We start from the raw sequence: 26,547 nt of genomic DNA, 5'->3' as shown, positions 1-26,547 counted from the left end.
CCTATGAGGTGTCTTTAGTGAGCAAGTTCAGTGACCTGACCCGACTGCCGGATGCCCGCGGCCACTTCGGCCCCTACGGCGGCCGGTTCGTCTCGGAGACCCTGAGCTTCGCCCTGGACGATCTGGAGAAGACGTACATGCGTCTTCGCGACGACCCGGACTTCCAGGCCGAATTCGACTACGACCTGGCCCACTACGTGGGCCGCCCGTCTCCGCTCTACCTGGCGGAGCGATGGTCGGACAAGCTCGGCGGGGCACGGATCTGGCTCAAGCGTGAAGACCTCAACCACACCGGCGCGCACAAGGTGAACAACACCATCGGCCAGGCGCTACTGGCCAAGATGAGCGGCAAGCCGCGGGTCATCGCCGAGACCGGTGCCGGCCAGCACGGCGTGGCCACGGCTACCGTGGCGGCGCGCCTGGGGCTCAAGTGCGAGGTCTACATGGGCGCCGAGGATGTGGAGCGCCAGAAGCTCAACGTCTATCGCATGCGCCTGCTCGGGGCCAACGTGATTCCGGTCGAATCCGGCACCCGCACCCTCAAGGACGCCATGAACGAGGCACTGCGCGACTGGGTGACCAACGTCGACGATACCTTCTACATCATCGGCACCGTGGCCGGACCACACCCGTATCCGATGCTGGTGCGCGATTTCAACGCCGTGGTCGGCCGCGAGGCGCGCCGCCAGTCGCTGGAGGAGTTCGGCAAGCTGCCCGATGCGCTGGTCGCCTGCGTCGGCGGCGGCTCCAATGCCATGGGCCTGTTCTACCCCTTCGTCGAGGATGACGAGGTTGCCATGTACGGCGTCGAAGCCGGCGGCGACGGCGTCGACACCGGGCGCCATGCCGCACCCCTGGCCTCCAACGCGCCGCGCGGCGTGCTCCACGGCAATCGTACCTACCTGATGTCCGACGAAGGTGGCCAGGTCTCCGATACACACTCGATCTCGGCCGGTCTGGATTATCCGGGAGTCGGGCCCGAGCACGCCCTGTGGAAGGACGTGGGGCGCGTTCAGTACGTAGCCGCCAACGACGACGCCGTGCTCGAGGCGTTCCGCGAGCTGACCCGGGTGGAGGGCATCATGCCGGCGCTGGAGTCGGCCCATGCCCTGGCTCATGCCAAGGTGTTGGCGCCGACCCTGCGCTCCGACCAGAACATCGTGGTCAACCTCTCCGGCCGCGGCGACAAGGACATCATGACGGTCGCCAAGATCGACGGCCTGGAGTTCTGACGATGAATCGAATCGATAAACGCTTCGCCGAGCTCAAGGCCCAGGGCCGCCGGGCGCTGATCCCCTTCATTACCGCCGGAGATCCGGCGCCCCAGCATACCGTCGGCTTCATGCATGCCCTGGTGGAGGCGGGCGCCGACGTGATCGAGCTGGGCGTGCCGTTTTCCGACCCCATGGCCGACGGCCCGGTGATCCAGAAGGCCTGCGAGCGGGCGCTCAAGCACAAGGTACGCCTTACCCACCTGTTCGAGATGGTGCGTGAGTTCCGCCAGAGCGACGGTGACACGCCCGTGGTCTTGATGGGCTATCTCAACCCCATCGAGCGTATCGGCCTCGAGGCATTCGCCGAGCAGGCTGCTGCTGCCGGCATCGATGGCGTGCTGACCGTGGACATGCCGCCGGAGGAGGCCGACGAGTTCGGGCCCATTCTGAAGCAGCGTGGCCTGGCTTCGATCTTTCTCGTCGCCCCTACCACTTCGACCGAGCGGGCCGCTACAATATGCGCCCACGGCGAGGGCTATCTCTACTATGTTGCGCTCAAGGGCGTGACCGGGGCGGCCACCCTCAATGCCGATGACGTAGCCGAGCACCTGGCGCCGCTGCGTGGGCTGACAGAGCTGCCGCTGTGCGTGGGTTTCGGCATTCGCGACGGAGCGTCGGCCGCGGAGGTCGGCAAGGTGGCCGATGGGGTCATCGTCGGCAGCGCCCTGGTCAGCCGCATCGCCGAGAACGCCGAGCGGCCGGAAGCGATTGCCGGCGAACTCAAGGCGGTACTGGGCGAGATGCGCCAGGCTCTGGATGCGCTGCCTGCCCGCTGAGCCGCCCCTAGCCCAAGATTCGACTCATGACGCCCGGTAACGCCGGGCGCAACAGCATACGGAAGCCTTTCTGACATGAGCTGGCTCGACAAGATTGTTCCCTCCATGGGACGGATTCAGCGCAAGGACCGGCGGGCCAGCGTGCCCGACGGCCTGTGGCGCAAGTGTCCCAAGTGCGAGGCGGTACTTTATCTGCCCGAACTGGAAAAGCATCACAACGTCTGTCCCAAGTGCGATCACCACCTGCGCCTGACCGCGCGCAAGCGCCTTGACTGGTTCCTCGACAAGGAGGGGCGCGAGGAGATATCGGCCGAGCTCGAGCCGGTGGACCGTCTCAAGTTCCGCGACTCCAAGAAGTACAAGGACCGCCTCAATGCGGCCCAGAAGGAGACCGGGGAGAAGGACGCGCTGGTTGCCATGCGCGGCACCCTCGATGGTCTGCCGGTCGTCGTGGTGTCCTTCGAGTTCACCTTCATGGGCGGCTCGATGGGTGCAGTGGTGGGCGAGAAGTTCGTGCGTGCCGCCACCCTGGCGCTTGAGGAGCGCATTCCCTTCATCTGCTTCTCCGCCTCCGGTGGTGCACGGATGCAAGAAGCGCTGTTCTCGCTGATGCAGATGGCCAAGACCTCGGCGGCGCTGGAGCGCCTGCGCGAGGCCGGTGTGCCCTATATCTCGGTGCTCACCGACCCCGTGTTCGGCGGCGTGTCGGCTTCCCTGGCCATGCTGGGCGATCTCAACGTGGCGGAACCCAATGCGCTGATCGGTTTTGCCGGGCCGCGGGTCATCGAGCAGACCGTGCGCGAGAAACTGCCCGAGGGCTTCCAGCGCAGCGAGTTCCTGCTTGAGCATGGCACCGTCGACATGATCGTGCCGCGCGGTGAAATGCGCGACCGGTTGGGGGGAGTGCTGCGTAAACTGACCCACCAGCCGCCCAATGGCCTCGAGGATGAGATGATTCCCGAGCCCGACCTGGTCGACGAGGCCGAGCGCGCCGCGGCGGAGGAGATCGAGGTCGTCGAGGCCGGCGAGCCCGAGGTGAACGAGGATAGCTCAGGTACTGCTGCGTCAGAGGATGATGACCGTCCCGACCCGGCTCGCTGACGGCCCGTGATGCCTGCGAACACCACGTGTACGCTGGATGCCTGGCTCGCCTACCTCGAGCAGGTCCACCCGGTGGGTATCGATCTCGGCCTGGAAAGAGTGGCCGAGGTCGCCCGCCGTCTGGGCCTGCTCGAGGGCCGACTGGCACCGCGGGTCATCACCGTGGCCGGCACCAACGGCAAGGGCTCCACCGTGGCCATGCTCGAGGCGCTGGCGCGAGTCCACGGCCTGACCACGGCAGCCTATACCTCGCCTCACCTGCTGCGCTACAACGAGAGGCTGCGCCTCGATGGCTGCGAAGCCGACGATGCCGCCTTGATTGCCGGCTTCGAAGCCGTGGAAGCGGCGCGTCTGGACGGCGAGTCGATCAGCCTGACCTACTTCGAGGCCGGCACGCTGGCGGCGCTGTGGGTCATCGCCCTGCATCGCCCCGAGCTCGCCATACTCGAGGTGGGGCTCGGCGGGCGACTGGATGCGGTCAACGTCATCGACGCCGATGTCGCTGTCATCACTACCATCGCCCTCGACCACGCGGCCTTTCTCGGCACGGACCTTCAAGGAATCGGTCGCGAGAAGGCCGGCATCATGCGTGCAGGCCGTCCTGCCGTGCTGGGCAGTCGTGAACTTCCCGAGAGCGTCACGCTCGCAGCGCAAGAGCAGGGTGCACCGGTCAAGGTCCTGGGGCAGGCTTTCCACTGGCATTCCGGTACGCGTGGAGGCTTCGACTGGCAGGGAACCGACCTCGAGGGGCGTTCGCTGGCGCTTCGGGACTTGCCCGACCCGGGCCTGCCGCTGGACAATGCCTCAACGGCACTGCAGGCCCTGGCGTGCTCCGGGCTCGCGCTGGAAGAGCGGCGCTGTCGCCAGGCGCTCAGCGAACTGGTAGTACCCGGGCGCATGCAGTGGCTCGGGCAGTGGTGTCTCGACGTGGGCCACAACCCTCATGCCGCTGCCTACCTGGCCGGCCGGCTCTCGGCTCAGCCCTGTCGTGGGCGGACTTGGGTGCTGATCGGCATGCTGGTCGACAAGGATGCAGAAGGCGTGATCGAAGCGCTTGACGGGGTCACGGATGCCTGGGTCGCGGTAACCCTTGACGGGGAACGTGGACGTGAAGCCGACGAGCTGGCCGCGAGAATAGAGGCGCAGGGGGGTAAGGTCGCCTGCCGAGCCGCGTCACCCGAAGCGGGTGCCGATTGGCTGACCGGCGAGCTTTCACCCGAGGATCGTGTGCTGGTGTGCGGCTCCTTCTTCACGGTGGCGGCCATACTGTCATGGAAGCAGGCGAAGCCGGCTTAGCCGGGGGCAGGAGGGGAAGATGAAGTACGGAATGCGCGAACGAATCAGCGGGGCGGTCATCCTGATCGCCCTCGCGGTGATCTTTGTGCCGATGCTGTTCGACGAGCCGGCACCCCGGGACGAGCGCCCCCAGCCGGTGCTGACCATCGAGCAGCCCGTGCCGGTGGAGCGGCGCAACGTACCCGACCCTCAACCCCCCGAGAGTCTGGGCCAGATTCGCTCGCCCGAGGCGAGCCCGGACGCTACGCAGCCGGTGCCTGAGAGCATCGAGCCCGAGCCAGCTGACACGGCGGGTATCGACCCCGAGCCGGCCGTGGCGGTGCAGCAGGAAACTGCCAGCCCCAGCCCCAGCCCTGCGCCCGAGCCGGCAGAGGCGCCCCGCGAGGATCCCATCGCCGACCTGGCCCAGGCAGCCTCCGAGCGGCTACAGGGCGAGCCTGCCTCGCCGAGCCCCGAGCCCGAGCCGCAGGTGTCCGCCTCCGCTGGAGGCGAGTGGGCAGTGCAAGTGGGCAGCTTCGGCGAGGCGGGCAATGCCGAGCGGCTTCAGGCGCGGCTCGAGGAGGAGGGCTTCCCCGTCTACAGCCGACGGCGCGACAACAACATGACCACCGTCTACGTGGGCCCCTTCGACTCTTCCGAATCGGGTGAGCGGGCCATGAATGCCGTCAAGGAGCGTGCCAACCTGCAGGGACTGCTTGTCCGGGTGAGAGACTGAGGCGATGACACTGACCTGGATCGATTGGGGCTTTCTTGCCGTACTCGCCATCTCGACCCTGGCGGGATTCATGCGTGGCCTGGTGCGTGAAGGTCTGGGGCTCGCGGCATGGGTCATTGCGCTGCTGGCGGCGCGACTGCTTGCTGAACCGGTGGCCGATCTTCTTTCGGGCGTGATCGACAATCCGGATGGGCGGCTGGTACTGGCCTTCATCCTGGTGATTCTCGGCGTGGTCCTGCTATGCGGGATTGTCATCCGCATGGTGCATGCCGCCGTGGAGTGGGTCGGCATGGGTTTCTTCAACCGCGTGGCCGGCGCCTGTTTCGGCGTTGCCCGCGGTGCGGCAGTACTGGTGGTGGCCACCATCCTCATCAGCCTCACGCCGCTGGCACAGCTGCAGGCGTGGCAGGAAGCCGAGCTGCGCCCTACCTTCGAACAGATGCGCGACTGGGCGGTGAGCCAGCTTGAGACCTGGGAGGGGCGAGTCCCCGAGGCCCCCGAGGCGTGGCGCAACATGCCGCTACCCGAACGCCGAGACGCCGGCGACCCCGAACCCGGCGCGCTTTGACTCGTCATTCGACATGACAGTGCTCTTTTTCAAGCCGGCGCGAGCCGGCCCCCTGCAAGCGAGGTAAGGTGGAATGTGCGGTATCGTCGGCCTTCTGGCCAAGCAGACCGTGAACCAGGCGATCTATGATGCCCTGACGGTGCTTCAGCACCGGGGGCAGGACGCCGCCGGCATGATGACCTGGAACGAAGGTCGCTTCCTGCTGCGCAAGAGCAACGGCCTGGTGCGCGACGTGTTCCATACCCGTCACATGGCGCGCCTGAAGGGTAACCTGGGTATCGGTCACGTACGCTATCCCACCGCCGGCTCCGCCAGCGAAGCCGAGTCGCAGCCGTTTTACGTCAACTCGCCGTACGGCATCGCCCTGGCCCACAACGGCAACCTGACCAACTCCGAGCAGATCAAGCAGGAGCTGTTCTCTTCCGACCTGCGGCATATCAACACCAGTTCGGACTCCGAGGTGCTGCTCAACGTCTTTGCCCACGAGCTGGGCAAGCAGGGGCTGCATCTCGCCCCGGGCGACATCTTCGATGCGGTGCGACGCGTGCATCGGCGCTGTCGCGGCGGCTACGCTGCCGTGGCGATCATCAACGGCGTCGGCCTGGTGGCCTTCCGCGACCCCCACGGCATTCGCCCGGTGGTGTTCGGCACCCGCGACGAAGGTAATGGCCAGGAGGTGATGATCGCCTCCGAGTCGGTGGCGCTCGACGTGGGCGGCTTCGAGCTGCATCGCGACCTGGCGCCGGGCGAGGCCATCTTCGTCGACATGGACGGTAACATCCACACCCAGTCCTGTGCCGATGCACCGCTGCTGGCGCCGTGTATCTTCGAGCATGTCTACCTGGCGCGTCCCGACTCGATTCTCGACGGCGCCTACGTCTACGGCACGCGCATCCAGATGGGCCGCAAGCTGGGCGATCGCATCCGCAGCGAATGGCCGGACCACGATATCGACGTGGTAATACCGATTCCCGATACCTCGCGTACCTCGGCGCTGGAGCTGGCACAGCATCTGGGCGTGACCTATCGCGAAGGCTTCATGAAGAACCGCTATATCGGGCGCACCTTCATCATGCCGGGACAGACCCAGCGCAAGAAGTCGGTGCGTCAGAAGCTCAACGCCATCGGCGTCGAATTCAAGGGCAAGAACGTGCTGCTGGTGGATGACTCCATCGTCAGGGGGACTACCTGCAAGCAGATCATTCAGATGGCCCGCGACGCCGGTGCCAACAAGGTATACTTCGCTTCCGCCGCGCCACCGGTGCGCTACCCTAACGTGTACGGCATCGACATGCCGGCGGCAGCCGAGCTGATCGCCCATGGCCGCAGCGAGGCGGAGGTCGGCGAGCTGATCGGCGCCGACCGCATCTTCTATCAGGACCTGGAAGACCTGAAGGCGGCTTGCCGCGAGGTCAATCCCAAGCTCGACCAGTTCGACTGCTCGGTATTCGATGGCCACTACGTCACCGGAGATATCGACGAAGGCTACCTGTCAGCGCTGGAGGCCTCGCGTAATGATGCTGCCAAGCAGCAGCAGAGCGTGGGTGCCCACGCACTGGTGGGCATGCATAACCAGGATGACGACATCGACGACTGAGGCCACCATGCACGACGACACGACATCCGATGCGGCCTGGGCGCCTGAAACGCTGGCGATTCGCGCCGGACATCGGCGCACCCACGAGCAGGAGCATGGCGAGCCGATCTTTCCCACGTCGAGTTTCGTCTATGGCAGCGCCGCGGAAGCCGCACGCAAGTTCGGAGGCGAAGAGCCGGGCAATGTCTACTCGCGCTTTACCAATCCGACGGTGCATACCTTCGAGCGTCGCCTCGCGGCGCTCGAAGGGGGCGAGCGCTGTGTAGCGACCAGCTCCGGCATGGCGGCGATTCTCTCCACCGTCATGGCATTGCTGCAGGCCGGCGACGAGATCGTCGCCTCGCGCTCATTGTTCGGCTCCACCGTCAGCCTGTTCGACAAGTACTTCGGCAAGCTGGGCATCGTCACTCGCTATGTCGAGCTTTCGGACCTGAGTGCCTGGGAGGCGGCCATCACCCCCAGCACCCGGTTGCTGTTCGCCGAGACGCCTTCCAATCCGCTCTCCGAGGTGGTCGATATCGAGGCCCTGGCCGAGATCGCCCATCGCCACGGCGCGCTGCTGGCCATCGACAACTGCTTCCTGACCCCGGCACTGCAGAAGCCGATCGCCCTGGGGGCGGACCTGGTCATCCACTCCGCCACCAAGTACCTGGATGGGCAGGGGAGGGCGGTAGGAGGCGCCGTGGTGGGGCGTGACAAGGAGCTCGAGGAGGTATTCGGCGTGGTTCGCACCTGCGGGCCCTGCATGAGCCCGTTCAATGCCTGGATCTTTACCAAGGGGCTCGAGACCCTGAACCTGCGCATGCGGGCGCACTGCGACAATGCCCAGGCCCTGGCCGAGTGGCTTCAGGCACAGCCTGCCGTGGCACGTGTCTACTACAGCGGGCTGGCGGAGCATCCCCAGCATGAGCTGGCCAGGCAGCAGCAGCACGGGTTTGGCGCTGTACTTGGCTTCGAGGTGAAAGGGGGGCGGGAGGCCGCCTGGTCGGTCATCGATGCCACCCGCATGTTGTCGATTACCGGCAACCTGGGGGACGTCAAGACGACCATCACCCATCCTGCCACCACGACTCACGGGCGTCTCTCGGAGGCTCAGAAGGAAGCGGCCGGTATCAGCGAAGGCCTGATACGGGTGGCGGTAGGTCTCGAGGCCATCGAGGACATCCGCGCCGACCTGGCCCGCGGTCTCGATGCCTTGATCTGAGCCGGGGCTGGCGCGGCAAGCCGCGCTTTCGGCGTCTGGTCGAGGAATTTTTGCGAACGTTGCGTTCGGCTTTATTCAGCGCATTGGCATGATGCGTTGCGGTATGCTGCCCTCCATCGACAGCGAAGTTCGACGGGAGCAACGAAAGATGTGGCGCAACACACGGACAGGTTGGGGCCTGGTCAGCATTACCTTGCATTGGGCCAGTGCCCTGGCGGTCGTCGGCCTGTTCATGCTCGGCTGGTGGATGACCGGCCTGGGCTATTTCGATCCCTGGTACAACCTAGCCCCCTGGTGGCACCGCTCAATCGGCATGCTGCTGCTCTTCGCGACGTTGTTGCGTATCCTCTGGCGACTCTTCCAGCCGACACCCCAGGCCCAGGGCAGTCGTTTCGAGCGCCTTGCCGCACACCTCGGCCATATCGCGATCTACGTCCTGCTGCTCACGGTGATGGTCAGCGGCTATCTGATTTCCACTGCCCGCGGACGGGGCGTGAGCGTGTTCAACTGGTTCGAGGTGCCGGCGCTGGTCAGCCATCTGCCCAATCAGGCGAGCATTGCCGGAGAGATTCACTGGTACAGCGCCCTGGCATTGTTGTTGCTCGCTGCGGGTCATGCCCTGGCTGCTCTCAAGCATCACTTCATTGACCGCCACGATATTCTCGTGCGCATGTTGAACCCGGCACGTACGCGTCGCCGTTGAACGCCTGCGCCCGCGGGCGCAACCAACCAAGGAGAGATCCATGTTCAAGAAAGCCGCCATCGCTACTGCTATTGGTGCCGTTTCCCTGGCTACCGCCAGCCAGGCACTCGCCGATGACTACATCGTCGACATCGAGGGTCAGCACGCCTTCATCCAGTTCAAGATCAACCACCTCGGCTACTCCTATATCCTGGGTACCTTCGAGGAGTTCGAGGGGCGCTTCCACTACGATGCCGACGACCTCGAGGCATCGAGCGTCGAGATGGAAGTCCAGGTCAACAGCCTCAACAGCAATCACGCCGAGCGTGACCGTCACTTCCTGAGCGATGACTTCCTCAGCGCCGGTACCTATCCCACCGCCACCTTCGTCTCCACCGGCTTCGAGCCGACCGGGGACGACGAGGGCGTGCTCACCGGCGACCTCACGCTCAAGGGCGAAACCCGTGAGATCGAGATGCCGGTCACGCTGATGGGTGAAGGCGAGGACCCCTGGGGTAACTACCGGGCCGGTTTCGAAGGTTCTACCAACCTGACCTTGGCGGATTTCGGCATCGACATGAGTGACTTCCCGGAAGTCATGCACGAGCTCGAGCTCTACGTTACTTTCGAAGGCGTGCGCCAGTAAGCGCTCCCCACGGCGTCTTATCCTGCCGTTCAGCCCCCCGGCCATGGCCGGGGGGTCGGTAATCCTCTCGATTTCAGCTACCATGCGGGCCGATGCTTACCCCTGACCGCTGCTGGAGTCTGCCATGGCTGATTTTTCCCCTGCGTTTCGTCGACTCTGCCATGGTGTCAAGTGTCTGGTAGGCGTGGAACGAAAAGCCCGCCCGGGAGACACACGGTTTCGTGCGCTACTGGAAGGCCTGCCCAATATTTCCGTCCAGGGCTATGACCGTGACAGGCGAGTGATCTACTGGAACGAGGAGAGTGTCCGGCTCTACGGCTATCGCGCCGAAGAGGCGGTAGGGCTTCGGCTCGAAGAGCTCATCATCCCTGACGCCATGCAAGAGGAGGTGGTGCGCCTGCACACTGCCTGGCTGTACGAAGGCCGGCCGATACCCTCTGGGCGCTTGTTGCCGCAAGACAAGCGGGGGCAGCCGGTCCCGGTATTCTCCTACCATGTCATGTTCGACGAGTTCACTGACGACCCCGTCATGTTCTGTGTCGATGTTCGACTCGATGCAGCTGGCGGCTCATCGGGCATGCCTGCTTCGCAGGTTCTCGACCGGGGGGTGATCGCGCAGTGACCTCTCCTTCGCTGCGTGACGGTTCCACGCCGCGCCTGGGATCCACGCTCTGGCGCCAGACGTGGCCGATGACCCTGGGCGTGCTGGCGCTGCTCGGCTTTCAACTGGTGGACAGCGCCTTCGTCGCTCGGCTGGGCACGGCGCCCTTGGCCGCCCAGTCCTTCACCTTTCCTTTGACCTTCCTCATCATTGGCGTCCAGGTGGGGCTCGGCATCGCTATCGCTGCGCTCATCTCGCGGGCGTTGGGCGCGGGGGAGATGGCGCGAGCGCGGCGCCTCGGCAGCCTGGTACTGATGGTAGGGGGCGTCATCATGGCCTTGCTCGCCCTCGTGCTCTGGTGGGCGCAGCAGCCAATCTTCTCTCGCCTCGGAGCAGATGCGGCGACTCTCGGCCTGATACGTGGCTACTGGGCACCGCAGCTGTTGGCTGCTTGGCTGGGGGCGCTGCTCTACTTTATCTACAGTCTGTTTCGTGCCCACGGCGATACGCGGCTGCCCGGCAAGATGATGGTGGTGACCAGTCTCGTCAATCTTGTTCTCGATCCCGTGCTGATCTTCGGCCTCGGCCCCTGGGCGGGGCTCGGGCTACCCGGTGCGGCCTGGGCCACGGTGCTTGCCTTCGGCAGCGGTCTGGTAATTGCAGTGAGCCGCTTGCGCCGGCAGGACTGGCTGGCAATCGGCGGGCTCCGGGATGAGGCGGCGTATTCGGCGCGGCCTTTCCTGGGTATCGCGGGGCCGGCGATGATCAGCCAGCTGATGCCTCCGCTGGCGGCCATGCTGGCCATATCGATAGTCGCTACCCTGGGGGAGGCGTCGGTAGCGGCATGGGGCCTTGCCAGCCGCCTCGAGACGCTTGCCCTCGTGGTGGTCCTTGCCTTGACCATGTCGCTGCCGCCCTGGATCGGGCGCTGCTACGGTGCCGGTGACTGGACCCAGGTCAGGCAATTGCTTCGCCTTGCATTGAAGGTCGTGGTGATATGGCAGCTGTGCCTGGGCCTGACCCTGGCCCTGACGGCTCCCTGGCTGGCCCAACTTCTTGCTGGCAGCCCCGATGTGCGCAGTGACTTGACGGTACTGATCCGCTTCCTGCTGCCCAGCTACGCTGCGCTGGGTGTCTGCATGCTGGTGGTTTCTGCCGGCAATGCCCTGGGCTGGCCGCTACGTGCCATGCTGATGTCGGCAGCTCGGCTATTCCTCTGCTACCTCCCATGCCTGTGGCTAGGGGCTTGGCTCGCCGGCCTCGAGGGCCTGGCCGTGGGAGCGGCAGTGGGCAACGTTCTGGCCGGATGGGTGGCCTGGAAACTGCTGCGTCGAATGTTGGCGGTGAAATCAGCTGCCGAGGGCAAAAAAACAGTTCTTTTGTCTCGTGAGCGAACCTGACGGGCATTCTGCTGTCAGGGGTAAGACGTAGTGGCTCGTGTGGTTCGAGCCATGAAAGCACCGCTGATGGAATGGAGTACCTATGAAGTTCACCAAGTTTGTAGCAACTCTCGCGCTCACCCTGGGCCTGGCTGGCGCTGCGGCGGCTCAGCAGATGCAGGCTCCGCCGGAGGGCGACCAGGTGGACCAGCTCAACCAGCTGCTCGATCTGGACGAGAACCAGCAGCAGGAGATTCGTGGCTTGCTTGACGAGGCGGAGCAGCAGCTGGCACCCAAGGAGCAGGAGGCTCAGGCGCTTCAAGCGCGCCTTGGTGATTATGTGGGGCCCGACTTCGATGAGAACGCCATTCGCCAGGATGCCGCGCGGCTCGGCGACCTGACGGGAGAGATCACCGCCGAGACGGTACTGCTGCAGTCTCGTATCGAGGCGGTATTCACCGATGAGCAGCGTCAAACTCTCGACGAAGCCATTGCCCAGCAGCAGCAGCAGATGCAGGACCTGCAGGGCCAGATGGAGCAGCAGCAGGGCGGCCAACCCGCTCAGCCCGTGCAGTAAAAGCTCTATTGGCAGCGCCTTGCTCTCGGCAAGGCCGCTGCCTTGGCCAAGAGTCATCCTTCCTCCTTTCCTCGATCTCTCCCTCCCTCGCCGATTATCGGCACCGCCCGGGTCGAGAACCTGTGGCTCGATACCGGCCATCGACCCGAAAGGGCTGGACCTGTCCCGCTACGCCGCTTGACGCATGAGCTTCATGACAAGCACCTGAGTCAGGGCCGTTCCCTTGCAGTGCAAGACCTCCCATCTTGTTATCAGAGGCGCAAATAGCCCTCATCATCGAGCGGAGTTTTTCCTTTCGCTGCATTGCCATATCGGAGATGATGACATCTCGGCTACCAGGGAGGTGAAGGGGAGCCGTTACAGCAGATAATCCACTCTGCCCAGTTGGCGAGAGAGCAGCGTCTTCCATCGCAAATCCGGGCAGTTCGGTTGTTTTAGTTTTATCTGCTATAACTAAGCATGTCCTTTCGACAGGTGACGGGATGTCCAATTCAAACCGGTTTCCCAGGGCTTGGCTGCTAGCTCTGGCCGGGCTGGGAGTCGGCCTGCCATCGAGCGCAGTTGCCGCCACCGGGAGCTTGACCCTTCCCGCCGGGCCTGGCTGGGTAGTGGCGGCGTTGCTCGTTGTGGTATTGGGCCTGATCCTGGTGGGGGTGTTGCTTCGCAACCGGTGGCTGCGCGAAGCCAGCAGGCTCGAGGCCAGCAAGCACGAGCTGGAAACCATTCTGGATAGCATCGATGCCTGTATCTATGTCAAGGCGGCCGACTTTCGCTACCAGTATGTCAACCGCAAGGCCAGTGAAGTCATCGGCAGGCCGGTGGAAGAGATTCTTGGCAAGCGAGATCAGGACCTCTTCGATTCCAACAGGTTGGCTGACCAGCGCTTCAACGACCAACGCGTCCTCGAGCAGGGCGAGAAGGTGGTAGCCGAAGAGGGGCATGCGGGTCTTGATGGCACCACCACCCATACCTACTTATCGATCAAGTTGCCGCTACACGACCCGGACGGCTCGGTTCGCGCCCTGTGCAGTATCTCGACGGATGTCACCGAGTTTGGCGACATCGAAGCCAGCAAATATCATCTGACCTTCTACGATCCCTTGACCGGGTTGCCCAATCGACGTCTGCTGCTCGATCGCCTGGCGATGGTCGTCAAGGGAACGCGTCGCAGCGAACGCTATGCTGCCCTGATGTTCATCGATCTCGACGACTTCAAGGTCATCAACGAGACCCAGGGGCTTCAGTCCGGTGACCGTCTGCTGCGCAGTGTGGCGCAGGGGCTCCAGCAAGTGGTGCGCGAGAGTGACACCCTGGCACGGCTGGGCGCCGACGAGTTCGTCATGCTGATACATGACCTTGGCCTCGACGTCGACCAGGCGGCGGCTGCAGCCGAACGCGTGGCCGAGAAGCTGCTGGGGCAGGTCATGAACATCCAGCCAGCGGATGACAACCTGCTGGGCCTGCCTACCACGGCGAGTATCGGCATTACCCTGTTTGCCGACGGCGGGGCCAATGTCGACAGTGCCATGCGCCAGGCGGACATTGCCCTGCAGCAGGCCAAGGCTGCGGGTGGAAATACCCTGCGCTTCTTCAACCCCGAAATGCAGGCCGACGTGATGGAGCGGGTGCACCTCGAGGCCGACCTGCACCAGGCGCTTGCGCGCAACGAACTTCGCTTGCACTACCAGATTCAGGTGGATGAGCGCTCCCGGGTGACCGGTGTCGAGGCCCTGATCCGCTGGGAACACCCACAGCGTGGCCTGGTCCCGCCCAATCTCTTCATTCCTCAGGCCGAGAAGAACCGGCTTATTCTGCCGATCGGATATTGGGTGCTCGAGACGGCCTGTCGCCAGCTGGCCGCCTGGGCAATTGAAAGCGGCAAGGAGTCGTTTTCCATTGCCGTCAATGTCAGTTCGGTGCAGTTCCATCAAGCGGACTTCGTGGCACGTGTCCAGCACACCCTGGAGTCGACGCGGGCCAATCCTGCCCGGCTGGTACTGGAAGTCACGGAGAGTCTGCTGATGGAGGATCCGGAGAGGGTCCGCGAGATCATGCTGCGCTTGAGCCAGCTCGGCATTCGCTTCGCCCTGGACGATTTCGGTACCGGTTTTTCTTCGCTCAACTACCTGAAGCGGCTGCCGCTGCATGGCTTGAAGATCGACAAGTCCTTCGTCAACGGCGTGCTCGAGAATCCCGTCGATGCCGCCATCGTCAACACGACGCTGACATTGGCCGATAGCCTGGGACTAAAGGTCACCGCGGAGGGGGTGGAAACCGAAGCGCAGCATCGCTGGCTGCTCGAGCATGGCTGCAAGGCTTTCCAGGGCTACCTCTTTGGCCGTCCACTGCCCCTGGAAGAGCTCAAGTTGAGCGAGCTGGATTGCACCTCCCCCTTCTGATGGAGGGGATGATCGCTGCGGTTTTTCCCTCCTTTTCCCGCTTTGGCTGAGGTAAGCTGGGCCATCGTGTCGCTTGAGGAGCGGGCCTCCTCGACCAAGCCTTTCAACACAACGGAGAATGACATGTCCTTACGTCCCTTGGTTGCCGCTGCCGTGCTGCTGCTACCGCTTTCGGCCCTGGCCGAGACGCCCAATATCGTGCCTGGCCAGTGGCAGTTCACCAGCACCACTTCCGTCAAGGGCGATGTGCCGATTCCCGATCAGACGGAAAGTCATCAGGAGTGCATCGTGCAAGGCGACCTGGACGATGCCGACTTCCAGTTCCTTGAAGTCGAGGAAGGCTGCGAGCTTCTGGAGCACAACGTCTCCGTGGACGGCGTCGATTACCGCATGGTTTGCCATGCCGAGGGAGGCGAGGCAAATATCGACGGTCGCATGGATTTCCTGGGTGAGCGGGTCGAAGGCAGCGTCAATATCGATACCGACTCACCGATGGGTCAGATGCGCATGGAAACCACCATCGATGGTGAGCGTATCGGCGACTGCTGATAGCCGGAATGCGCTGAACGCAAGAGGGCCACCCAAGGGTGGCCCTCTTGCGTTACGGCAGCCGGGCCTTGCGCCAGAGGCCCAGGCTCAGCGCGGTTCGGCGGGAGCCTTGGCCATCTCGCTTTCCAGGCGGCGCTTTACGTCTCCCGGCGAGCCGGTCCGGCGGGCCAGCAGATCGTAGGCCACCGGCACCACGAACAGCGTAAAGAAGGTGGCGGCAGCCACGCCGGTCAGTATCACGGTGCCGATGACCATGCGCGACTCCGAGCCGGCGCCGGTGGAAACGATCAGCGGGATGGAGCCGGCCATGGTGGTCACGGCAGTCATCAGGATCGGCCGTAGGCGGGTCACCGAGGCATCGATCAGGGCGTCGCGGAAAGCCAGCCCCTGATCGCGCAGCTGGTTGGCGAACTCGACGATCAGGATGCCGTTCTTTGAAGCCAGCCCGATCAGCATGACCAGTCCCACCTGGCTATAGATGTTCAGCGACTGGCCGGTCACGAACAGCCCGAGCATGGCGCCGCTCATGGCCAGTGGCACGGTGAGCATGATGACGAAGGGGTGAATGAAGCTCTCGAACTGCGCCGCCAGTACCAGGAACACCACCAGGCCACCCAGGATCAGCAGGTAGGTGGTGGCACCGCTGGCCAGGCGGAAGTCCCGTGAGGCGCCGCTGACGTCGGTTTGCGCCTGGGCCGGGAGGACCTCCGCCGCAGCGGCCTCGAGGTAGTCGAGCGCCTCGCCCAGCGAGTAGCCGTCTGCCAGGTTGGCTTCGATGGTGATGGCGCGCAGGCGATTGAAGCGGTTGAGCGTGCTCGCACCGGCCTCCTCGGAAAAGCTCACCAGGCTGGCCAGGGGAATCAGCTCCCCGGTCCTTGCCGAGCGCACCTGGATGTTGTCCAGCGCGCGCGGACTCGACTGGCTGGCGCGGTCGCCCTCGACGATGACGTCATACTCCTGGCCATTGTCGAGGTAGCGGGTCACGTTACGCCCGCCCAGCATCACCTCCAGGGTGCGGCCGATCTCGGTGACCGTCACGCCCAGGTCTGCGGCGCGATCGTAGTCGATCTGGACCCGCAGCTGAGGCTGGGTTTCCCGGTAGTTGCTGTCCAGGCCGATGAGTCGGGGGTTGTCCTCGCGCACATGCTCCATCAGCAAGTCGCGCCATTCGGCCAGCTCCTCGTAGGTGCCGCCGCCCAGCACGAACTCCACCGGCTTGCTGATGCGCTGGCCGAAGCCCTGGCGCATGACCGGGAAGGCCTGTACGCCGGGCAGGCCGGCAAGCTCGTCGCGTACCTCGTTCATGATGGTCCAGGCGTCGCGACGCTCGCCCCATTCGGCCATGCTGATGATGGCGAAGCCGTTGTTGAAGTTCTCGATGTTGCCGAAGCCGCGTGGTGCCCGCACCACCACCCGCTCCAGTTCGCCGCTGTCGAGCATCGGCTCCAGGCGCGTCTCGATCTCGTCCATGTAATCCATGATGTAGTCGAAGGTGGCACCTTCCGGGCCATTCACCAGGATGATGAAGCTGCCGCGATCCTCCTGCGGGGTGTATTCGCTCGGCAGCCGGTCGGCGAGCCAGGCCGTGGCGCCGATCAGGCCGACGAATACCGCCAGCACCGCCAGGCGTGCCTTCAGCACGGCGCCAAGCAGGGTGCGGTAGATGCGCTGGGAGAACTCCAGCAGCCACTGGACGCCGTGGGCGATGCGGCTGTCGTGCATCGATGGCTTGAGGATCTTCGAGGCCATCATCGGCGTCAGCGACAGCGCCAGTACGCTGGAGATGGCCACGGCGGCGGCCATGGTCAGGGCGAATTCGGAGAACAGGCGTCCGACATTGCCCTGCAGAAAGCCCAGCGGCACGAACACCGCGATCAAGACCAGGGTGGTGGCAATCACGGCGAAAGCGATCTGGCGCGTGCCGCGGAAGGCCGCCACCAGCGGCGTCTCGCCGTAGTCGTGCATGCGTCGGTGAATGTTTTCCAGTACCACGATGGCATCGTCGACGATCAGGCCGATGGCGAGTACCAGAGCCAACAGGGTGAGCAGGTTGATGGAAAAGCCCATCAGCGCCAGGGCCATGAAGGCGCCGATGATGGCAATCGGTACCGTCACCGCGGGGATCAGGGTGGTGCGCACGTTGCCGAGGAACATGAAGATCACCACCACCACCAGCCCCAGGGCGATGAACAGGGTGATCACTACCTGCTGGATGGCGCCCGAGACGAACACCGAGGCGTCATAGTTGAGGCTCAGGGTCATGCCGTCGGGCAGGCTGGCTTGAACCCGGTCGAGCTCCGCCTGCACCCCCTGGGAGACTTCCAGGACGTTGGCGGTGGACTGCTTCATGATCCCCAGCCCCACCATCGGCACGCCGTTGGCGCGGAAGATCGAGCGATCCTCCACCGAGCCGATCTCCACCCGCGCCACGTCGCCCAGGCGCACCAGGTAGCCGTCGTCGCCCTGGGCCAGGGCCAGCCGATCGAAGTCGCCCGGCTCGGCGAAGGCGCGGGGCAGGCGCACCACGAACTGACGATCGCGGGATTCGATCGATCCTGCCGGCAGCTCGACGTTCTCCGCCCGCAGCGCGCTCTCCACGTCGCTGACGGTGAGGTTGCGCGCCGCCAGGGCATTGCGGTCGAGCCATACCCGCATGGCGTACTCGCGCCCGCCGCCGACCCGCACGCGGGCCACGCCGGGCTGCACCGAGAAGCCGTCCACCAGGTAGCGTTCGGCGTAGTCGGTGAGCTCGGGAATGGTATAGCCGGCACCGGAGAGCGAGAGCCATAGCACCACCTCCTCGCTGGAGTCGGCCTTCTGCACCTCGGGTGGGTCGGCCTCGGTGGGCAGGTTGCGCAGCGCACCGGAGATACGGTCGCGGATGTCATTGGCCGCCGCGTCGATCTCCATGTCGAGGCGGAACTCGATATTGATGCGCGAACGACCGTCCTCGCTGGAAGAGGTGATCAGCTCGATGCCCTCGACGCCGGCGATGCGGTCCTCGAGCACCTGCGTGATACGCGATTCCACCACGCTGGCCGAGGCGCCGGGGTAGCGCGTATCGATGCTGACTACCGGTGGGTCGATGGCGGGGTACTCCTGCAACGGCAGCCGCTGCAGGGCGAGCAGCCCGAAGGCGACGATCAGCAGCGCCAAGACGGTGGCGAGTACCGGCCGCTGAACCGAGATGTCCGAGAGCCGCATCAGGCATTTTCCTCGCTGCGATTGGCCTCGAGTATGTCGCGAATCGAGGTGTCGTCATCGGCGATGCCGAGCAGTCGAACCTGGTCGCCCTCATGGGCGCGCTGCAGGCCGTGGGTCACGACCAGCTCCCCGTCCTCCAGGCCCTCCAGAATCTCGGCCTGGCCGACGCGCCGCTCGCCGACGCGAACTTGCCGGCGTACCAGGCGGTATTCATCGGCCTCGTCGATCAGCAACACGTACTGCTTGTCGCCGCTGGGAATCAGCACCGACTCGGGCACCACCACCGCCTGACGCGGGCTGCGCTGCAGTACCACCTCCATGAGCATCCCGGGGCGCAGGCGCAGCCCCGGGTTCTCCAGCTCGGCGCGCACCGTGATGCTGCGGCTCACCGGGTCGACCCTGGAGCCGACGCTGCTGACCTCGCCTTCGAATAGCTCACCGGGGAAGGCGGCGCTGCGGGCGGAAAGCGGCAGGCCCGGCTCGAGGATTGCCAGGAACGACTCCGGGACGCTGAAGTCGAGCTTCATGACGTCGAGCTTGTCGAGGGTCACGAGCTGGGTGCCCGGGGAGACCAGGCTGCCCACGCTGATGTTGCGAAAGCCGACGCGGCCGGCGAAGGGGGCGCGCAGGCGATAGTTGGAGAGCCGTGCCTCGAGCGCCTGTACCTCCGCCTCTGCCTGGCGCAGGCGGGCCTGGCTGTCCTCCACGTCGGCCCGCGGCGCCATGTTGCGGCTCTGCAGCTGGGTCAGCCGCTCCACGCTGCCGCGGCGTTCGTCGCGCAGCGCCTGGGCGACGCGCAGCTGGGCCTGCTCCTCGCCATCTTCCAGCCGGATCAGCAGCTGCCCGGCCTCCACCACCTCGCCGTCACGAAAGTTCAGCTCGGCGACGATCTCGGTCACCGTGGCCGAGAGCGTCACGCTCTCGTCGGCGCGCAGCGTACCCAGCGCCTCGAGCGGGTCGGACCAGGACTGTACGACAGCGCGGGCGCCGATCACCGCCGGGCGCTCCTGGGCGGCGGCGGGCGGCAGCGTCATGGCGAGTAGAACGGCCAGGCACAGCAGCATGGCCATCGAGGCCAACCGCTGGGCCGGCTGGAGGTAAACGGGTCGCGATGTGTTCATGAGGGCTCTTGTCTTGTTCAGGCAGCATGAGAAGGCAGGCCTTCCTGGCCAGCCTTTATCAGGCTACGTATTCCTGCGCGTTGCAAGTGTGACAACAATGCGGAAACGGTTATCCAATGAAGCTGTACAACTATTATACATGGGCGGGATATATGGTGGGAATCACCGTAGGCGGTCGCCTATGGAATAGCGATGGCGTCATGATCACGGGGCTGACCCTGCGGGAGGAGGCGCATCGCGATTCGAGAGGAGGTGCGAAATGAGGGGAAGTGCCGCAGAGTAGGGCCGGCTCCTGGGCAGCCGGCCCGATCCATCACTCTTCCACACCGCCCATTTCTTCGATCAGCGCGGCAAAGGCGTCACGCTGCTCATTCAGGGTGTCGGTGAGTTCTTCTTCATCCATGTAGTTTACCGGCAGCAGCAGGCGCTCCTCGGTGACTTCGATGAAGCGCTCGTCCTGGGTGGCGGCCTGCATGGCCTCGGCCAGGCGCTCGGCACGTTCGTCGGGAACGTCCTGGGGCAGCACGGCCATCAGGATGTCCCCCGGGGTGATGTCGTAGCCTGCTTCGACCAGGGTGGGGGCGTCGGGAAAGGCCACCAGGCGGTCGGCAGCGAGGCTCAGCAGTACCGGCATCTCGCCACTGTCGGCGTAGCCTGAGTGGGTGCCGCCGCTGTAGGCGAAATCGACATCGCCGGAAAGGATCAGCGGTGCCATGCCCGAGCCGCCTTCGGTGGGCACGATGCGCAGGTCGAGTCCTTCCTGCTCGGCGATGTACTCGATGATGAGTCGGTCCTGAGCGGTCTGGGTGGCGTAGCTCACGCCGGGGTTGTCGCGGGCATATTCCACCAGCTCTTCCCAGCTGTCGCCGAAGGGGCGATCCTCGCCGGTGACGAAGCCGGCCTGGGCCAGGGAGACGCCGGCAACGTAGCGGAAGTCGTCCAGCTCATAGTCGGTTTCCAACGCCAGCGGGGCGAAGGTGAGCGGCGAGGAGGGGCCGTAGAGGAAGGTGTAGCCCTCGTCGCTGCTGTTGGCCAGTCGGGTCAGGGCCACTCCCATGCCGGCCCCGGGCTGGTTCACCACGTTGACCGGCTGGCCCAGTTCGTCTTCGAGCACGTTGGCCAGCACGCGCCCCTGGATGTCGGTGCTGCCGCCGGCGCCAAATCCGATCACCATGGTGAGCGGCTGGCTGGGAAAGTCGTCGGCCAGGGCGCTGCTTGCTCCCAGTGCCAGGGCCGATGCGATCACAGCAGTGCTGACAGCAGTTGCCTTCTTCGGATACATCATTATTGTGCCTCGATTTTTTGAATGAAGTTTCTTCTGTTGGCGATGTAAACCTAGCACACTAACGAAGCGATTATCCTCCCCCGCCGTGTCTCGTGAGGTCGTGGCTGCTAGAATGCGTCTCCCTTTTTCGACAGTTTTCGGACACGCCCGGGGTGGAGCATGAAAGCGGATGTAGTGGTAGTCGGTGCGGGCGCCGCCGGGCTGATGTGTGCGCTCACCGCTGGCTATGCCGGTCAGAGGGTGCTGGTGCTCGACCACGCCAACAAGCCGGGCAAGAAGATCCTCATGTCGGGGGGAGGGCGCTGCAACTTCACCAACCTGGCCACCGGCCCGAGCAATTTCTTTTCCTCCAATCCGCGTTTCTGTATTTCGGCGCTCAAGCGCTATCGCCCCGAGCACTTCGTCGAACTGGTCGAGCGCCATGGGCTCGAGTATGTGGAAAAGGCCCCGGGGCAGCTGTTCTGCGCCCACTCGGCCAAGGATCTGCTCGAGGTGTTGCTCACCGAGTGCGAATGGGCGGGGGTCGAGCTGCGCCTGAAGACCGCGGTGGAGCGCATCGAGCGCCAGGGCGAGGGGATGCAGCTGGCGACCTCCTGCGGACTAATCGAGGCCGGCGCCGTAGTGATTGCCACCGGTGGGCTGTCGATTCCCACCATGGGGGCGACCGGTTTCGGCTACGAGATCGCCCGCCAGTTCGGCCTGACGGTGACCGAGACACGGCCGGCCCTGGTGCCCTTTACCCTGACTTCCCAATGGAAGGCCCGTGCCGCCGACCTGGCCGGGGTGGCCTGCGACGTGGCAGTGAGCACGATTCGTGACGGCCAGCGCCTGGGGCCGGGCCGTGACCGCTGCTACCGTGAACCGATGCTGTTCACCCATCGCGGCCTCTCCGGCCCCGGCATGCTGCAGATCTCGAGCTACTGGCTGCCCGGCGACGAGCTCGAGATCGACCTGCTTCCGGGCGTGTCAGTCGGCGAAGCGCTGGCCGCGGCTCGCCGTGACACGCCGCGCCGCCAGCTCTCCACCTGGCTTGCCGAACGCCTGCCTCGGCGGCTGGCCCAGGCACTGGTAGAGTGGTACGTCGAGGATCCCACCCTTGCCGAGCTCTCCAATGCCCGCATCGAGGCATGGCGCGAACGTCTTGGCGGCTGGCGCCTCAAGCCTGCAGGCACCGAGGGCTGGCGCACCGCCGAGGTCACCCAGGGCGGTGTCGATACCCGGGGAATCTCGTCTCGGGATTTCAGCGTCGAGGGCCTGCCTCAGCTGCGCTTCATCGGGGAGGTGCTCGACGTGACCGGTGAGCTAGGCGGCTACAATTTCCAGTGGGCCTGGGCCTCCGGCGTGGCCTGTGGGCTCTCGGTCTAGCTGCCTGGCGTGTGACAAAACCTTACCCAACGTAACCGAGGCAATCCCGCGGGCGTTCTACGCTTGGGTAATCGGTTCGTCCCGGATATGGTTCGTCACAGGAGTGCGCCATGCCCCTCGCCCATGATTTGGCAAGCCCCGTTCAGCGTGAGACACCGGATACCCTGCACACCAAGGAGTGGCTGAGACGCTACCAGCGCGTTCGCCAGGCCTCGGAGCGGATCTGCGAGCCGCTTTGCACCGAGGACTATGTCATCCAGAGCATGGATGACGTCAGCCCGCCGAAGTGGCATCTGGCCCACGTCACCTGGTTCTTCGAAGCCTTCCTGCTCACTCCCTTCCAGCCCCGCTACCGAACGCTCGACCCCGTCTACGACTCCCTTTTCAACTCCTACTACGAGACCCATGGCGTGCCTTTTCCGCGGCCCCGGCGGGGCACGCTGTCGCGGCCGACGGTGGCCGACGTCTACCGCTACCGCGCCCATGTCGATGACGCTATGGCCGAGCTGCTCGAATCGCTGCCCCCAGAGCATGCCGAGGAGATCCTCCGGCGCCTCGAGCTGGGTCTCCATCACGAGCAGCAGCACCAGGAGCTGCTGCTCATGGACATCAAGCACATTCTGGCCCAGAACCCGCTGTGCCCCGCCTATCGTGGCGACCTGATGCCCGCCTCGGAAGGAGGCATGCCGGAGACGGCCTGGATCGAACATGCCGAAGGCCTGCATGAGATCGGCCATGATCCCCATGGCGGATTTGCCTATGACAACGAGGGGCCTCGACATCGCCAGTTTCTCGAGGCGTTCCAGATCGCCAACCGCCCGGTGACCAACGCGGAATTCATTGCCTTCATGCAAGACGGAGGCTATGAGCGTCCCGAACTCTGGCTCTCCGACGGCTGGCAGCAGGTGGGGCTCGAGGGGTGGCGCGCGCCGCTCTACTGGGTGAAGCGAGAGGGGACCTGGTACCACTTTACCCTGGCAGGCCTCCGCCCGGTCGACCCCAGTGCACCGGTGGTGCATGTGAGCTTCTTCGAGGCGGACGCCTATGCCCGCTGGGCGGGAGCGCGCCTGCCCGGCGAGGCGGAGTGGGAAGTGGCTGCCCGCAACGTGGCGATGCGCGGCAACTTCGTCGACAGCGATCACTTGCAGCCGGTAGCGGCGCCGACTCGTGCCGATGCTCCCGGCCAGCTGTACGGTGACGTCTGGGAGTGGACCGGCAGCGCCTATCGGCCCTACCCGGGCTTCAAGACCCTGCCGGGCACGCTGGGCGAGTACAACGGCAAGTTCATGTCCGGGCAAATGGTGCTGCGGGGCGGCTGCTGTGCCACGCCGGCCGACCACATCCGCCTGACCTACCGTAACTTCTTCCCTCCGCACGCGCGCTGGGCCTTCTCCGGGTTTCGGCTGACCAGGGAGGCCTGACATGCAATCTCGCGTTCGCTTTCACGACCAGCAAACGGCCGAAGTCGCGGGTTCACTGCATGAAGAGCTGCTGGCCGGGCTCAACGCCACGCCCAAGTTCACTTCGCCCAAGTTCTTCTACGATCGCCGCGGCTCGGAGCTTTTCGATGCCATCTGCGAGCAGCCCGAGTACTACCCGACCCGAACGGAGGAGAGCATCCTGCGCGCAGCCGCTGCCGAGATCGCCGAGGTGGTGGGGCGCGATGCCACCCTGATCGAACTGGGCAGCGGTGCCAGCCGCAAGATTCGGCTGCTGCTGGAAGCGCTGCAGCCAGCCTGCTACCTGGGCGTGGATATCTCCCGCGACTTTCTGCTCGACAGCACCCGGCGGCTGGCCCGCGACTACCCCTGGCTGGAGGTCCATGCCGCCTGCGCCGACTTCTCTCGACCCATGGCCTGGCCGCAGGGGCTCTCGGGGGAGCGGCCGGTGGCCTTCTTCCCCGGCTCCAGCATCGGCAACTTCACCCCCGAGGAGGCCGAAGCGTTCCTGGCTGGCCTGCATGACCTGCTGCCTGCCGGCGGGGGGCTCTTGATCGGGGTCGACCTGATCAAGGAGCGGGAAATCCTCGATGCCGCCTACAACGATGCGGCAGGGGTGACTGCCGCCTTCAACCTCAACCTGCTGGAGAGGCTGCGACGCGAGTTCGAGGCGGAACTGGAGCCGGCATCGTTTCGTCATCGTGCCTTCTACAACGAGTGCGACTCACGCATCGAGATGCATCTGGTGAGCCTGCGTGACCAGGCCATTCGCGTGGCGGGGGAGTCGGTCGAGTTCGAGGAGGGGGAGAGCCTGCATACCGAAAGCTCCTACAAGTACAGCATCGATGGATTTGCCGAGCTGGCCGGGTGCGCCGGTTTCGCAAGGCGTGCGCACTGGACCGACCGGGATGGCCTGTTCTGCATTCAATATCTGGAAAGCCTCGCCTGATGGTCTGCCCGGGAAATCGGTCTATGCTGCATGACAGAACCACGCGTCAATCGAGGACCCGCCATGACCATGATTGCGATTCATGACTCCTCCACCGCCGAGGCGTCGCCGTTTGCCGATCGGATCGTCGATGAGGCCATTCGCCAGGCCGAAATGCATGGCTGGCAGGCAGTTCGACTGTCAGAAGTGGCGCGCAGCCTCGAGCTGCCGATGTCCGTGGTGCTGGAGCGCTTTCGCGACATGGATGACGTGGCCAACGCCTGGTTTCAGCGGGGCTGGCGCGCCATGCTGGCCGAGAAGCCGGAGACCTTCGATGACTGGCCGGAGCGCGCGCGCATCGAGCACTGCCTGCAGGCCTGGTTCGATGCCTTCGGCGCTCATCGGCACGTGACGGTGCAGATGCTGCGGACCAAGGCGCACCTGCCGCACCTGCATACCTGGGTGCCGATGGTCTTCGACCTGTCGCGTACCGTTCAGTGGCTGCGAGAGGCGTCCCGGCTGGAGGCGCGTTACGGCACGCGGCGAGCCCAGGTGGAAGAGATGGCCCTGACCAGTCTGTTCCTGGCGGCGCTGGCCGTGTGGTCCACCGACCACACTACCGGGCAGCGGCGTACCCGGCGCTTCATCGAGAAGCGGCTCAAGCGGGGCGAGAGCTGGATGAAGTGGGTGCCGGGCCTGGCCCATCCTAAACATCGGGCGGAGGTCCAGCTGTAGATCGGGCGTGGCGTGCCGGGCTCAGCGCAGCCGTGACAGGAGTCGTCGCGCTCGGTAGAGCATCAGCCCTCCCGTAAGCAGTCGCTTGGCGATAAGCGGCAGGGATCTCGGGTGGCGGGCACTACCGATCAGCAGGGCGCCGCCCGCCAGGTAGAGCAGCCCACGGTAGCGCTTGAGGTGATCCCAGCCGCTATCCAGCGTCGCTGAAGTGTGTCGCCAGCGCTCGGCCTCGACCAGGATGTCGATGCGCTGCTGCTCGATTGTCGTGATCAGAGCGGCCTTGCGTTCTGCAAGGGGGGCTCCTTTCGCTTGACTCGAATCACTGGCGCGGTGTGTCACGCTGCTCCTCCACCAGGTGCCGGTCCAGCGCGAGCTGGGACAGCGTCTCCTTGAGCAAGGTGTGGCGTCGGGCCAGGCGCAGGCACAGCAGGGCGAGGGTGATGCCGCCCCCCAGCAGCACCAGGGCGCTGACACCGATCGCCGCCAGGCGGTGGGTATCCCAGAACAGCACCACCACCAGCAGGGCCAACATGCCCAGCCCCAGCAGCATCATTACCAGGCTCAGCCCCACCAGCATCAGCAGGGTGACCAGCCGGGAACGCTCTTCCTCGAGCTCCAGTACGGCGAGACGCAGGCGCGTCTCGCCGGTGGCCAGCAGACTGGTCAGTAGCCGCTTGGCGATCGTGAACAGGCGCTGTACCGGGCCGTCGCCTGACACCATCAGCGACGGCCAATCAGCATGCCGATGACCACGCCAACTGCGGCGCCCACCCCGATGCTGGTCCAGGGATTGTCATGCACGTAGCGGTCGGCGGCGTCGGCTTGATGATGCATGGAATCGCGAGCTTCACCATAGAGTCGCTCACCGCGTGCCTCCAGGCGATCGCGAGTCTCCTTCAGACGCTTTTCGGCGCGCTCGCGAAGCTCCTTGATGTTGCCGCGGGAGTCATCAGCTGTAGCGCTCACCAGCTCCTCGATGGTGCTGGTGAGCTGATGAAGGTCTTCCTTCAATTGGCGAGTGGTTTCGTCGGTATGCGGTGTGCGACTTGCCATGACGGTCTTCCTCTGACGTTTGAATGACACGCTTAGCATAGCAGCCGCACAAG

General features: G+C 64.9%; 25 protein-coding genes. 19 read left to right on the top strand and 6 right to left on the bottom strand.

From position 1 onward, the window contains the following. The first annotated feature begins 17 nt into the window (after positions 1 to 17). The 15 genes from trpB to H1D44_RS15030 all read left to right on the top strand — a co-directional run bounded on the left by trpB (position 18) and on the right by H1D44_RS15030 (position 15,364). A complete protein-coding gene (trpB, locus tag H1D44_RS15100) occupies positions 18 to 1,232 on the top strand; it encodes a tryptophan synthase subunit beta (RefSeq protein ID WP_181515687.1) in 1,215 nt (404 codons plus the stop codon). A 2-nt stretch (positions 1,233 to 1,234) separates the two neighbouring features. Then, on the top strand, positions 1,235 to 2,050 hold the full coding sequence (gene trpA / locus H1D44_RS15095) for a tryptophan synthase subunit alpha (protein WP_181515686.1): 816 nt from the start codon (positions 1,235 to 1,237) through the stop codon (positions 2,048 to 2,050). 75 nt (positions 2,051 to 2,125) lie between these two features. Then, complete coding sequence (gene accD / locus H1D44_RS15090; RefSeq protein ID WP_181515685.1) at positions 2,126 to 3,151, top strand: acetyl-CoA carboxylase, carboxyltransferase subunit beta; 1,026 nt, start codon at positions 2,126 to 2,128, stop codon at positions 3,149 to 3,151. Positions 3,152 to 3,160: 9 nt separating this feature from the next. Then, a complete protein-coding gene (gene folC, locus H1D44_RS15085; protein ID WP_181515684.1) occupies positions 3,161 to 4,447 on the top strand; it encodes a bifunctional tetrahydrofolate synthase/dihydrofolate synthase in 1,287 nt (428 codons plus the stop codon). Between the two features lie 19 nt (positions 4,448 to 4,466). Next, entirely contained in the window at positions 4,467 to 5,162 is a 696-nt protein-coding gene (locus H1D44_RS15080) for an SPOR domain-containing protein (protein ID WP_181515683.1), read from the top strand. Positions 5,163 to 5,166: 4 nt separating this feature from the next. Next, a complete protein-coding gene (locus H1D44_RS15075; protein ID WP_181515682.1) occupies positions 5,167 to 5,730 on the top strand; it encodes a CvpA family protein in 564 nt (187 codons plus the stop codon). A 73-nt stretch (positions 5,731 to 5,803) separates the two neighbouring features. After that, the gene (gene purF / locus H1D44_RS15070) at positions 5,804 to 7,327 is read left to right on the top strand and encodes an amidophosphoribosyltransferase (RefSeq protein WP_181515681.1); all 1,524 of its coding nucleotides are present in this window, start codon (positions 5,804 to 5,806) and stop codon (positions 7,325 to 7,327) included. 7 nt (positions 7,328 to 7,334) lie between these two features. Continuing rightward, complete coding sequence (locus H1D44_RS15065; RefSeq protein WP_181515680.1) at positions 7,335 to 8,531, top strand: O-succinylhomoserine sulfhydrylase; 1,197 nt, start codon at positions 7,335 to 7,337, stop codon at positions 8,529 to 8,531. Between the two features lie 148 nt (positions 8,532 to 8,679). Next, complete coding sequence (locus H1D44_RS15060) at positions 8,680 to 9,234, top strand: cytochrome b (protein ID WP_181515679.1); 555 nt, start codon at positions 8,680 to 8,682, stop codon at positions 9,232 to 9,234. A gap of 40 nt (positions 9,235 to 9,274) precedes the next feature. Then, positions 9,275 to 9,859, top strand: a complete 585-nt coding sequence (locus tag H1D44_RS15055; RefSeq protein WP_181515678.1) for a YceI family protein — start codon at positions 9,275 to 9,277, stop codon at positions 9,857 to 9,859. A 124-nt stretch (positions 9,860 to 9,983) separates the two neighbouring features. Beyond that, a complete protein-coding gene (locus H1D44_RS15050; RefSeq protein ID WP_181515677.1) occupies positions 9,984 to 10,481 on the top strand; it encodes a PAS domain S-box protein in 498 nt (165 codons plus the stop codon). A 68-nt stretch (positions 10,482 to 10,549) separates the two neighbouring features. Further along, the gene (locus H1D44_RS15045) at positions 10,550 to 11,860 is read left to right on the top strand and encodes an MATE family efflux transporter (RefSeq protein WP_181515719.1); all 1,311 of its coding nucleotides are present in this window, start codon (positions 10,550 to 10,552) and stop codon (positions 11,858 to 11,860) included. Positions 11,861 to 11,942: 82 nt separating this feature from the next. After that, positions 11,943 to 12,416, top strand: coding sequence for a Spy/CpxP family protein refolding chaperone (locus H1D44_RS15040; RefSeq protein ID WP_181515676.1), 474 nt, complete (start codon positions 11,943 to 11,945; stop codon positions 12,414 to 12,416). Between the two features lie 482 nt (positions 12,417 to 12,898). Next, positions 12,899 to 14,815, top strand: coding sequence for a putative bifunctional diguanylate cyclase/phosphodiesterase (locus H1D44_RS15035; RefSeq protein WP_181515675.1), 1,917 nt, complete (start codon positions 12,899 to 12,901; stop codon positions 14,813 to 14,815). A gap of 123 nt (positions 14,816 to 14,938) precedes the next feature. Continuing rightward, complete coding sequence (locus H1D44_RS15030) at positions 14,939 to 15,364, top strand: DUF3617 domain-containing protein (RefSeq protein WP_181515674.1); 426 nt, start codon at positions 14,939 to 14,941, stop codon at positions 15,362 to 15,364. Between the two features lie 87 nt (positions 15,365 to 15,451). On the opposite strand, the gene H1D44_RS15025 is transcribed toward H1D44_RS15030, so the two are convergent. The 3 genes from H1D44_RS15025 to H1D44_RS15015 all read right to left on the bottom strand — a co-directional run bounded on the left by H1D44_RS15025 (position 15,452) and on the right by H1D44_RS15015 (position 20,974). After that, a complete protein-coding gene (locus H1D44_RS15025) occupies positions 15,452 to 18,568 on the bottom strand; it encodes an efflux RND transporter permease subunit (RefSeq protein WP_181515673.1) in 3,117 nt (1,038 codons plus the stop codon). After that, positions 18,568 to 19,689, bottom strand: a complete 1,122-nt coding sequence (locus H1D44_RS15020) for an efflux RND transporter periplasmic adaptor subunit (RefSeq protein ID WP_422671673.1) — start codon at positions 19,687 to 19,689, stop codon at positions 18,568 to 18,570. Before H1D44_RS15020 ends, H1D44_RS15025 begins: the two co-directional genes overlap by 1 nt. Before the next feature lie 313 nt (positions 19,690 to 20,002). Continuing rightward, on the bottom strand, positions 20,003 to 20,974 hold the full coding sequence (locus H1D44_RS15015) for a Bug family tripartite tricarboxylate transporter substrate binding protein (RefSeq protein ID WP_181515672.1): 972 nt from the start codon (positions 20,972 to 20,974) through the stop codon (positions 20,003 to 20,005). A 159-nt stretch (positions 20,975 to 21,133) separates the two neighbouring features. On the opposite strand from H1D44_RS15015, the gene H1D44_RS15010 reads away from it, so the two are divergent. From H1D44_RS15010 to H1D44_RS14995, 4 genes are all read left to right on the top strand, one after another. Beyond that, positions 21,134 to 22,339, top strand: coding sequence for a BaiN/RdsA family NAD(P)/FAD-dependent oxidoreductase (locus tag H1D44_RS15010; RefSeq protein WP_181515671.1), 1,206 nt, complete (start codon positions 21,134 to 21,136; stop codon positions 22,337 to 22,339). Between the two features lie 110 nt (positions 22,340 to 22,449). Then, entirely contained in the window at positions 22,450 to 23,760 is a 1,311-nt protein-coding gene (gene egtB / locus H1D44_RS15005; protein WP_181515670.1) for an ergothioneine biosynthesis protein EgtB, read from the top strand. A 1-nt stretch (position 23,761) separates the two neighbouring features. After that, positions 23,762 to 24,727, top strand: coding sequence for an L-histidine N(alpha)-methyltransferase (gene egtD, locus H1D44_RS15000; protein WP_181515669.1), 966 nt, complete (start codon positions 23,762 to 23,764; stop codon positions 24,725 to 24,727). A 63-nt stretch (positions 24,728 to 24,790) separates the two neighbouring features. After that, positions 24,791 to 25,441: a TetR/AcrR family transcriptional regulator gene (locus H1D44_RS14995; protein WP_181515668.1), complete on the top strand. Its 651-nt coding sequence runs from the start codon at positions 24,791 to 24,793 to the stop codon at positions 25,439 to 25,441. 21 nt (positions 25,442 to 25,462) lie between these two features. On the opposite strand, the gene H1D44_RS14990 is transcribed toward H1D44_RS14995, so the two are convergent. Genes H1D44_RS14990 through H1D44_RS14980 form a run of 3 tightly spaced genes read right to left on the bottom strand, consistent with a single transcriptional unit; the run spans position 25,463 to position 26,494 of the window. Further along, positions 25,463 to 25,780 (bottom strand): YqjK family protein, encoded by a 318-nt coding sequence (locus H1D44_RS14990; protein WP_181515667.1) that lies wholly within the window; start codon positions 25,778 to 25,780, stop codon positions 25,463 to 25,465. Then, entirely contained in the window at positions 25,761 to 26,162 is a 402-nt protein-coding gene (locus H1D44_RS14985; RefSeq protein WP_181515666.1) for a phage holin family protein, read from the bottom strand. Before H1D44_RS14985 ends, H1D44_RS14990 begins: the two co-directional genes overlap by 20 nt. Beyond that, a complete protein-coding gene (locus H1D44_RS14980) occupies positions 26,162 to 26,494 on the bottom strand; it encodes an ElaB/YgaM/YqjD family protein (RefSeq protein WP_181515665.1) in 333 nt (110 codons plus the stop codon). Before H1D44_RS14980 ends, H1D44_RS14985 begins: the two co-directional genes overlap by 1 nt. Positions 26,495 to 26,547 lie beyond the last annotated feature (53 nt).

This window comes from Billgrantia kenyensis (assembly GCF_013697085.1).
Taxonomy (GTDB): domain Bacteria; phylum Pseudomonadota; class Gammaproteobacteria; order Pseudomonadales; family Halomonadaceae; genus Halomonas; species Halomonas kenyensis.
This window is presented reverse-complemented; position numbering and strand designations above follow the sequence as displayed.